Genomic DNA, 9,887 nt, shown 5'->3' with positions numbered 1-9,887 from the left:
GGGATCCCTAGAAATTGGAAACCACGCTCATTTTCGTAGCGGTGCTTTGCCAGTTCGTAGTTCCCCCTTCGGGGGGATCCCTAGAAATTGGAAACAAATATTTGCGCCAGTCACCATAAACGTAACGAATTGTTCCCCCTTCGGGGGGATCCCTAGAAATTGGAAACCACGCTCATTTTCGTAGCGGTGCTTTGCCAGTTCGTAGTTCCCCCTTCGGGGGGATCCCTAGAAATTGGAAACTTTGTGGGGAGATACTCCACATACAGCTGTTCAGTGAATACGGTTCCCCCTTCGGGGGGATCCCTAGAAATTGGAAACCTCAGCGTGAACGATTTGCTCTTTGGTGTACTTCATATTATGTTCCCCCTTCGGGGGGATCCCTAGAAATTGGAAACTTCCTGGGTATACGACCCAATACTACAGTTGCAGTAGCGAGGTTCCCCCTTCGGGGGGATCCCTAGAAATTGGAAACCTTGAGTAACTTTACCTGCCAGTAGAGCTGGCTAATAGTTCCCCCTTCGGGGGGATCCCTAGAAATTGGAAACACTCGGGATCTCAGTGGAGCTTCCACCGAGTAGGGGAATCGTTCCCCCTTCGGGGGGATCCCTAGAAATTGGAAACTCCTGGGGCTTCTAGGGCCTGCTCAGAGAATATTCTGAGAAGTTCCCCCTTCGGGGGGATCCCTAGAAATTGGAAACTGTGTGAACCTGGGTGTGTTGGTGGGGAGGTTATTTACGGATGTTCCCCCTTCGGGGGGATCCCTAGAAATTGGAAACGTGGATCGGGAAAATCCACGGCTCTGGCTAAGTCGCGTTCCCCCTTCGGGGGGATCCCTAGAAATTGGAAACTAATGGCAGCCTTTGATGGTGGGGGATTAGACTACAGGTACCCGTTCCCCCTTCGGGGGGATCCCTAGAAATTGGAAACTTTTGTCTTTCACTGACCATACGGTCAGCTCACGCAACGTTCCCCCTTCGGGGGGATCCCTAGAAATTGGAAACAACAATTCTTCGGTTTCGAGTTTTTCAAACAGATCATGTTCCCCCTTCGGGGGGATCCCTAGAAATTGGAAACGAGCACCTTGGGATACGAGACAGCACGACAGTTGCAGTTCCCCCTTCGGGGGGATCCCTAGAAATTGGAAACCAGTCGGCTCGATGATCCCACGCTCTAATGCGTGTTCCCCCTTCGGGGGGATCCCTAGAAATTGGAAACACTAACTCGCTATGGAGACAGGGGACAAGCTGCAGCTTAAGTTCCCCCTTCGGGGGGATCCCTAGAAATTGGAAACCTCCACCACAAAAGAGCTATTCTGTGGAGTAGATGACCTAGTTCCCCCTTCGGGGGGATCCCTAGAAATTGGAAACCTGAGAATCCGCCGGAAGTCGACTTCCACGCTGCCTTCCTCGTTCCCCCTTCGGGGGGATCCCTAGAAATTGGAAACCTTTGATGGATTTAAAATCTAGGATTCTACGAGAAATGAGAGTTCCCCCTTCGGGGGGATCCCTAGAAATTGGAAACTTAAAGCGGCGACGTTTGCGCTCGGCACGTTGTGCCTTACGTTCCCCCTTCGGGGGGATCCCTAGAAATTGGAAACAACCAGGCCGTTGAACTTGCTACTCCCCCGAATGGCTTTGTTCCCCCTTCGGGGGGATCCCTAGAAATTGGAAACCGCACAATGTTAGGAATTAAGTTTTTACCGTTACTCTGTTCCCCCTTCGGGGGGATCCCTAGAAATTGGAAACCATCGTATTCCTGGACGAGAGTTGCCGATTGGTAATCGTGTTCCCCCTTCGGGGGGATCCCTAGAAATTGGAAACTGGGCTTCCACCTCCAGAATCAAGTTACAGATTAGGGTTCCCCCTTCGGGGGGATCCCTAGAAATTGGAAACTACCAAAGCATATGTTTGACACTGTCGTATGCATATGCTTCACGTTCCCCCTTCGGGGGGATCCCTAGAAATTGGAAACGTCGAGGACAATGGCCAGGGCCACTTGCGTGGTCTTCTGGTTCCCCCTTCGGGGGGATCCCTAGAAATTGGAAACCCTATAGCCACAAAAAATCCCCCGCCAATAAGGCGGGGTTTTTCCTTCGGGGGGATCTATAGAATTGGAAACCTAGGGATCCCCAGTTGGAAAGAAATTGGAAACAGAGAAAAGATTAGAGTAAAGCCGGTGCTGCTCGGCAGAGGCCAGGCAGCGCTGTTGGTGCTCAGGCCACTCCTGGAGGGCTAGTTTTTGTTGTTCCTGGAGAAGGGTTTGTAGGTCTGAGTCTGCAGGCAGCTCGCCTTGCAAAACCTGCAAATCGTTAAAGCGGCCCAGTTGATCCTGCAAGCACTTCAGGGTTGCTATCCAATCTTGCATGGTTTCCCCGTAAAAGGGCGCAAAAAACTCCACCTGATAGCGCAGCCGTTTGGTGGCCTTGCGCAGCTCGTGCAGTTGCTCAGCCTGGGCTTCCGTTGCGGGGAAAGCAGGGATCCGCCAGCCTGGCTGCAGCAGCCACTGGGCCAGCAGGGGAGTCAGCAAGTGGGGCAAGCTTTCCGGCAAAGGCAGCTCCGCCTGGGGCTTATAGCGGGGGTGAGCCAGCCACTGCTCGCAGGCAGCTTGAAACGCCAGGAAGTCAGCATCTTCAAGAATGCGGCGGGAGCGTTTCTCGGCTTGGGTTCGACGTTGCTGCAGATCTTGTTTTAGCTTCTCCAGTTCTGCCTGCTGGTCTGCCGGGATCCCTTCCCAGCAAGGTTCCTGCAGGATTTCCAGCAGCACGTCCAGATCCCGCTGCTTGCCCAAAGCACTGGCCAGCTTTTGCAGGCGTTTGGGCTTGAGAGGCTTGGGCAGCCGGACGGATCCCTGAAATACCTGCACCCAGGTGCCAATACGGCGCAGGGTCACCCGGATTTGGTGCAGAGACTCTGCCGCTTCTGGATGCTGGGTCAGAACTCGCTTTACGTGTTTCTGCAGCCGCTGCCATTGCTGGCTCAACAGCTGGTGGGCCCAGGCGGCCACGGTTGGCAAGGGCGCAGATGAGGGCAAGGTCAAGTGCAAGGACTCCGTCCCGCTGACGCGATCGGTTTTCAGCTCAGCAGCAACAGCGTCCACAGCCAGTCTCCTCTACCCAAAACGAGAACCAAGAGGGCAGCAGGCTCTTTTCACATTTTCACATAGGTCATCCAGCCTAGCTTGAGGTTACCCCCGCCTCTTCCCTTTTAACCTAATCTTAACCTTGGTAAACCGAGCAGGCTGTGGCCAGGGAAACTGTCGCGAGCTTTGGCCTGTCGCGCCATTCCCGTCAGCGGAACAGAGCATGACTCTAGTCAATAATAAGCTCAACTATACTGAAAATAATGTATAATATGTTCAGTACGGATTACTACCAGTTGATCTTTCTGTTTACTTTCGAGTCTGCCAACATGGTAGCCAAAGCAAAGCAGAAAATTGGTAGTAAGACGACACGGAAACTGCGCTTTGGGTATTCTACTCAAAGCTTTGCGGGATACCGCCATTCTGTTTGGAAACAAACAGAATGCTATCGCTGCATAGTTGAACAGTGATGTTCAGCAATGTTCAGCGTAAATGTATCAGTCTAGGGCTCCCGGCCTGCTGTCGCAAGTGGTAGGCGGGGTTCGACCACTGACCAGAGGCGGGCAGCCACCTCTGCCGGGGATCCCTGGGCTGAAATGCGGACAATCCGCTGTGGTTCTGCGGCAGCCAGGGTTTCGAATCCGCAGTAAACCCGCCGGTGGAACTCTAGGCCTTCTTGCTCGTTAGTGCTCTGCACCGCTAGCTCAACTGCGCCAGAAGAACGGGAGCGAGCCCGTTCTAGCCCCACCTCGGGGGGCAGATCCAGCCACAGGGTGAGATCCGGCTGTAGCCCGTCGGTGACCCATCGGTTGAGCTGGCGGATCTTCTCCAAGTCCAGCCCCCGACCGTACCCTTGGTAGGCCAGGGTGGAATCGGTAAAGCGGTCGCAAACCACCACCTGCCCTGCCGCCAGAGCCGGCGCGATGACTTTGCTCACGTGTTCAGCCCGATCCGCCGCGTACAGGAGCAACTCCGCCAGAGGGCTAAAGGGATCCCCGTGCAGCAACAGCTCCCGCAGCGTTTTGCCCAGCGCCGTGCCCCCCGGCTCGCGGGTACACAGGCAAGCGTAGCCTTCTTGGCGCAGCCGCTCAACCAAGAGGGCCTGTTGGGTGGTTTTGCCCACCCCTTCCCCGCCTTCTAGGGTGATGAACACACCGTCGTCCTGATACATTCACGCTGAACTCTCCTGAACATGGTTCAGGAAAGAAGCGATCGCATCCTGCCTATCTCTGAGCAGGAAGGCGGTATCCCGCAAAGCCCTGAGGAATACCCCCCGAGCGCTTTCCCCCTTCACTTCCCGGCAACCGTTGCGGTGGACTCAAGGATCAGGGGGAAACTTGGTCTACTATATCCCTCTCAATGACTTTTGCCAAACCGCCTAAAGCTCAGTAAATTCAGCAAAGTTCAGGGTTTTGGGGGTTAGAGGCATGCTCTGCAGGAGGGTTAGCGCAGGTTGAGTTGGGGCTGCAAATTAAAGGAGTGCCCCGGCACCACCACGTAGACGTCGGGGATGTTGGTGGGCTCCAGGCTTTGCAGGGCTAACCCTTCGATGTTGGAGCGCAGGGCGTTGTTGATGGTGGCTTCCAGTTGGGATAAAACCTGCGCCTCGTTGCCCTGAGCGGCCAAGCCAGGAAACTGGCTGTACACGGCGCGCGCCAAGCTGCTGGCCAAGGGGAGCTGGATCAGGGTGAGGTTGGATCCCCCCAGCTGGGGGCCCAAGGTGTTGGCCCGGCCGCGGATGCCCAAAGCTTGGAGGGCATTGGCCGTTTGGCTGACAGGGATGGTGCAAGTATCCATCTTGTAAACGGGCACTGAGGCCATGGTCAGAGCAGAAACGCTGGTCAGTTGCACCACAGTAAAGGAGGCAGTGCCGTTATAGGCAAAGCAAAAATCGCGAAAGGCTGCGGGCACATTGGCAGCGCGGATGGGGCGCTCATCGTCAAAGCCGCCCGACTCGGCGAAGATGTTGCGGATAGCGAATCCCCCGAAGAAGGCCAGCAGGGCCACCACCAGCAGGATCGTCAGATCGGAGGAGGAGACCCCCCCGCTGGAGCTGCCGCCTCGCCCACCACCGCCATATCCCCCACCGCCAACATAGCCGGAGGTGTAGCCGTAAGGAGCGGAACGGCTGTAGTCACTGCGGTAGCCGGATTCCCCAAGGACTCCGTCCCGCTTACGCGAGCGGCCAGCAAAGGACTCCGTCCCGCTACCGCGAAAGGCAGAGGAACGGGCGGATCCGTCGTAACCTCGGCTGCCGGAGACAGAACGGCGGGGAACTAGCGCTTGCCCAGGGCGCTCACCGGCTCCTCCTGCAGCGGCTTTCTGCCCCCCCTTTTCGCTGTCAACACGAGACCCCTCGTCTCGGCCAGTCTGGGGGGAGCGGTTGGAAGGGCGAGAAGTGGCCCCTTGCGCGGACTCCCTGTAGCTATCCCGCCCATTCTCCAAGGACTCCGTCCCGCTACCGCGATCGTCCAGCCAATCTTCTGCGCCCACAAAGGTTGAGCCCTCTTCCGGCAAAGGGGGTGGAGAACGACGACCTTGGCGCTCCCTTCCTTCACCAGAGTTTGCAACCGAGGAGACCGCGGCTTCCTCACCGGCAGAATCTGGAGCATAGCGGCTGGGATCGGGGGCAGCAGTCCGTTCCGCTGCTGCAATGGGATCTCGATCCTCAAACTCAGAAAAACCCATAGTTCTTCGAGCGCTCCCCTCAGCTGCCAAGGCAAGACGGCTTTCAATTTCACTCCCCCGAAGGGAAGGGACTATTGTATCCTAGCAGCTCCCCGGCCAGGACATCGGATGCTATTCCTGGGATCCAAGCCAGCCCATACGCTTCTCCAGGAGAGGCAACTGCGCTTTCAAGGCGCGCAAGGCTCGGCCTCGGTGGCCGATGGCCTCTTTTTGAGCTGGGCTCATTTCGGCAAAGGTTAGCCCCACTTCGGGCACCCAAAACAGCGGGTCATAGCCAAACCCCCCCTCTCCCCGCGGCTGGGTCAAGATCTCTCCTGAGCATACCCCTTCCACCAGGGCATGCACTACACCTTGGGGATCCACCAGGGCGATGGCGCAGTGAAAGGTGGCTCGGCGATTTGGGATCCCTTCCATTTCCCTGAGCAACCGCTCGATGCGGGCAGCATCGTTGGGGGCATAGCGAGCCGAGCGGATCCCAGGGGCACCGCCAAGGGCTTCTACCGCTAGGCCGGAATCGTCGGCAATGGCCCACTCCCCCAGAGACTTGGCCACGGCTCTGGCTTTGAGAAGGGCATTTTCGGCAAAGGTGGTGCCGGTTTCTTCCACCTCAATTTCTGAGGGCATGCGGCGCAGCTCCCAAGCAGGGGCATGGGCCTGGAAAAAGGCATTGAACTCGCGCCATTTGCCGGGGCTACTGCTGGCCAAGATCAAAGGACGGGTCATGGAAGGTTCCTACGAATCGTATGGATGTAGCGGAAAGCTGAGGAGGCGGAAGGCTGTCCAAGGGCTTCCTGCCTAATGGATCTCGAGAACCATGTTGTGCAGGGCTGTGTTGATCACCAGGGTGGATCCCCATCGCTCTACCTTGCCCCCATCCCAGTGCATGTGTCCGCAGATGTAGTAGCGGGGCTGCACCTGTTCCAAAAGGGGGCGCAAGGTGGGTGTGCGACGGTGATACCACTTCCCGCCTTCATCCAAAAAGCCTCGCGGCGGAGCGTGGGTCAGCAGCAGGTCAATGGGCCGGGGGGGCTGACTGTAGAGGGTGAGCAGCTCCTGCAAATGGGCGGAGGTCAGAGACCAGCTCCAGCCACAGGGGGGAGTCCAGGGTACAGCCAAAACCTGTAACCCCAGCCACTCAAAGCAGCAGGACTGGGTGATGGCCCGTCCCCAACGGCCAACCAGCAAATCCAAAACTGAAGCCGCCGGATCGTGGTTGCCAGGTAAAAAGAGCCAGGGTTTGCCCAGGCTCTCCACTGCCGCCAAAAAGGATTGCAGATGAACCACCTCTGCTTGGGCTGCCGGATGAAAGCCCTGGGTGGCCTTGCGGGAAGGTTTGCCGGCCTTGGAACAGAAATCCCCGCAGTTGATGTAAGCATCCACCTCCGGCAGATGGGCAAGGGCCTGCCGGATCAGCCGAGGGCTGCCGTGGTAGTCGGAGCCGAGCAGCAGCTTAATCCCCATGAGAATCAGCCGCAGAAGAATCCAGGTGGGATCCCTGAAGCAGGGCGGCAACCTGCTGCCAGGAGCTGCTGTACCAAGCTTGCTGGGCTTCCAGTTCTTCGTCGAGGGATCCCGTGGGGCCAAAATCCGGGCAGGCATACCCCAGAGAGCGTAATCCTGCCACCAACACTGCCGGAGACAGCCACCACTGCTGGGCCAAGCGCAGCAGATCCACCTGGCTGTGGGTTTGCAGGTATTGGCGGAGCTGGCGTTGCAAGCTGGCAGCGGAGGGCAGGGGCACCGCTTGCTGATGGACGGCAATCAACAGCTCGCTGCTGGGGGTGCAACAGAGCAGCCACTTGAGGTGATCCAGAGAAGGGGGCCAGCTCCACAACCAGAGTTGATCATAGCGGTGGCCGGCTTGGGGACGGTCGTAGTGGAGAGTCAGGTACCGCCGTTCGCGATAGCGGGCCGTAGGCCTTGAAGACAAGACCAGCGAGGGGCGGCGGAAGCCGTAGAACAGGATGGTTCCCTGCGCCTGAGGCCAGAGGACAGAAAATCGGTCTACAGCTTGCCAACGCAAAGGCTGGGTGGGCTGGGGGGTGGGGCGCCAGATCAACAGAGGTGAGGGCTCTGTCCCCCTCTGGGAGCCAGTCGAGGGCTTGGAGTTGGGCATGGGAGGAGTGGCATCCAGAGAGGCGGGGGAGATGGGAGACTTGCTCCCATCAGGGGTGCGGGGCGCTGTTTTCTCGAGAGGGGGGTTGCCGGCAGTGGCAGCCTCTTGGGCAGGTTGGATCCCGACAATTTCCAGCTCCAGTTGGGTTTCTCCCTGCCATGTTTTGGCCTTGAGGGTGTAGGCTACATCAACTCGCTCCGGCAGCGGATGGGTTTCCGCTCCCCGCCAACGGATGGCCCAAAGAGGGCGCTGGGGCTTCGCGTTTGTGATCCCCACCAACGCATCGGTGATGCTGGCCACTCCGCGGTCATCACTGGGGGTTTTGGCGGCTGAGTCGCTCCTGCCCGGACAAGAGGACTCCGTCCGAGTAGCACGTAACCCATGGGAGCGTTGCGTAGGGAGAGCAGGATCCCGGAGCAGCAGCTTCAGGTGGCCGGGAACTGGGCCAAATCGCTGCTGTTGCAGAACCTGCAGGTTGCGGCTGCAGAAGACCGGCTCAGGATTGCCGATGCCACAGGGCTGCAGATGCTGGAGCTCTCGATAGAGGTCAAGGGTGAGATCTGACAGCGACACTTCGGCATCGATTTGCACCAGCGGCTGGATCTGCTCCGGCTGCAACTGCTGTTGGGCAAACTGCCGCAATCGTTTTTCAAGAAGAGGCCAGTCTTCTGCTCTCAGGCTAAATCCCCCGGCAGCGGGGTGGCCGCCGTGCTTGGTGAACAGATCCTTGCAAAACTCCAACGCTTGAAACACGTCAAACTCGGGGATCCCCTGCCGCGCCGAGCCACTGATCTCCCCTTGCCGCGACTGGCTGCCGATGAACACCGGACAGCCAAAACGCTCTGCCAACCGCGAGGCCACAATGCCGATCACCCCTTTATGCCATTTCTGCTGAGGGGATCCCAAAATTGTTAACACCCGCTCCTGTTGCAGATCTCGGCCTTGCTGGGCAATTTGCTCGAGGGCTTCTGCCTCGATGCGCCCGCACATCTGCTGCCGCACCTGGTTGAGCCGTTCGCAGCGGCGGGCCAGTTTCTCTGCTTGCAGGGGATCGTCGGTGGTCAGCAACTGGATCCCCATTCTCGCCCGGCCAATTCGCCCAACGGCGTTGATGCGGGGCCCCAGGCCAAACCCAATCCACTCAGGCCGCAGCCCCTCCAGGGATCCCTGCATGCCCATCACCTGCAGAAGGGCGCGGATCCCTGCCACCTGGGAGGTGGGCAAGAGGTGCAGCCCCTGCCGCACCCAAAGGCGGTTAACCCCCGTCAGCGGCGCCAGATCGGCAATGGTGCCCACAGTAAACAGTTCCAGGGCCACCCGCTGCAAATGGCCATCACCACGGCGCTCGGCCAGCGCTTGGGCCAGGAGGTAGGCAACTCCCACCCCGGCCATCCCCCGATAGGGGGAAGAGAGCGGGAGCTGCTTGGGATTGAGGATGGCATCGGCAGGGGGCAACTGGGGCGGCAAGTCGTGGTGATCCGTCACGATCACCGTCAAGCCCAGAGCTTTGGCCAGTTGGATGGGCTCGTGGGCGGAGATGCCGTTGTCCACGGTGAGAATGAGGCGCACCCCCTCTCGGTGCAGCTCTTGCACCATGCGGCTGTTGAGGCCATAGCCCTCCGTCATGCGGCTGGGGATGCGGTAATGCACTGGAGCGTCCTGCAAAGCCCGCAGCAGCAGGGCCGTGCTGGTCATGCCGTCGGCATCGTAGTCGCCGCAAATGGCAATGGGCTCTTGTCGGCGAATCGCCCCGTCCAGCAAGTCCACCGCCAGGGGCAAATCGGCAAAATCCTGACTGGGTGGAGGCAGGTGGGCGGGATCCGGCTGCAGGTACTGCCGCACGGCAGCAGGGCTGGAGAGCCCGCGATTGAGTAAGATCTGAGCCAATATGGGCGAGATCCCCACTGCCTCGGCCAAGCTCTGGGCAGCCAACTTGTCCACCGGATGAAACAGCCAGCGTTGAGCAGGGATCCCGGCCATAGGGAAGGGTGGGGCTTGGATGGGG

General features: G+C 58.7%; 6 protein-coding genes, 1 pseudogene and 1 CRISPR repeat array. Of the genes and pseudogenes, 1 reads left to right on the top strand and 6 read right to left on the bottom strand.

Going from position 1 to position 9,887, the window contains the following annotated elements; all coding sequences use genetic code 11:
* Nucleotides 1–59: 59 nt before the first annotated feature.
* A CRISPR array of direct repeats spans nt 60–2,046; the repeat unit is 36 nt; unit sequence GTTCCCCCTTCGGGGGGATCCCTAGAAATTGGAAAC.
* A gap of 72 nt (nt 2,047–2,118) precedes the next feature.
* Nucleotides 2,119–3,096 (bottom strand): CHAD domain-containing protein, encoded by a 978-nt coding sequence (locus ACVWVQ_RS09215; protein ID WP_457508118.1) that lies wholly within the window; start codon nt 3,094–3,096, stop codon nt 2,119–2,121.
* 257 nt (nt 3,097–3,353) lie between these two features.
* Here ACVWVQ_RS09215 and ACVWVQ_RS09210 point away from each other — a divergent pair.
* A pseudogene (locus ACVWVQ_RS09210) lies at nt 3,354–3,537 on the top strand (hypothetical protein); the annotation flags it as partial.
* 43 nt (nt 3,538–3,580) lie between these two features.
* Here the strand turns inward: ACVWVQ_RS09210 and tmk are convergent.
* From tmk to recJ, 5 genes are all read right to left on the bottom strand, one after another.
* Entirely contained in the window at nt 3,581–4,231 is a 651-nt protein-coding gene (tmk, locus tag ACVWVQ_RS09205; RefSeq protein WP_457388748.1) for a dTMP kinase, read from the bottom strand.
* Between the two features lie 290 nt (nt 4,232–4,521).
* The gene (locus ACVWVQ_RS09200; protein ID WP_457508116.1) at nt 4,522–5,766 is read right to left on the bottom strand and encodes a hypothetical protein; all 1,245 of its coding nucleotides are present in this window, start codon (nt 5,764–5,766) and stop codon (nt 4,522–4,524) included.
* Nucleotides 5,767–5,877: 111 nt separating this feature from the next.
* Nucleotides 5,878–6,489, bottom strand: coding sequence for an RdgB/HAM1 family non-canonical purine NTP pyrophosphatase (gene rdgB / locus ACVWVQ_RS09195; protein ID WP_414357613.1), 612 nt, complete (start codon nt 6,487–6,489; stop codon nt 5,878–5,880).
* A gap of 72 nt (nt 6,490–6,561) precedes the next feature.
* On the bottom strand, nt 6,562–7,227 hold the full coding sequence (locus ACVWVQ_RS09190; RefSeq protein WP_457491164.1) for a metallophosphoesterase family protein: 666 nt from the start codon (nt 7,225–7,227) through the stop codon (nt 6,562–6,564).
* Nucleotides 7,217–9,862: a single-stranded-DNA-specific exonuclease RecJ gene (gene recJ / locus ACVWVQ_RS09185; protein ID WP_457508115.1), complete on the bottom strand. Its 2,646-nt coding sequence runs from the start codon at nt 9,860–9,862 to the stop codon at nt 7,217–7,219. The genes ACVWVQ_RS09190 and recJ overlap by 11 nt, the downstream gene beginning before the upstream one ends.
* Nucleotides 9,863–9,887 lie beyond the last annotated feature (25 nt).

The sequence above is a fragment of the Thermostichus sp. MS-CIW-36 genome, from assembly GCF_054059035.1.
Note: the sequence above shows the minus strand (reverse complement) of the source record. Positions and strands in the feature narration are given on the sequence as shown.

Bases quoted from the DNA above. Each gene is read 5' to 3' on its own strand.
- ACVWVQ_RS09200 (WP_457508116.1), bottom strand. From the start codon at position 5,766: ATGGGTTTTTCTGAGTTTGAGGATCGAGATCCCATTGCAGCAGCGGAA.
- rdgB (WP_414357613.1), bottom strand. From the start codon at position 6,489: ATGACCCGTCCTTTGATCTTGGCCAGCAGTAGCCCCGGCAAATGGCGC.
- ACVWVQ_RS09190 (WP_457491164.1), bottom strand. From the start codon at position 7,227: ATGGGGATTAAGCTGCTGCTCGGCTCCGACTACCACGGCAGCCCTCGG.
- recJ (WP_457508115.1), bottom strand. From the start codon at position 9,862: ATGGCCGGGATCCCTGCTCAACGCTGGCTGTTTCATCCGGTGGACAAG.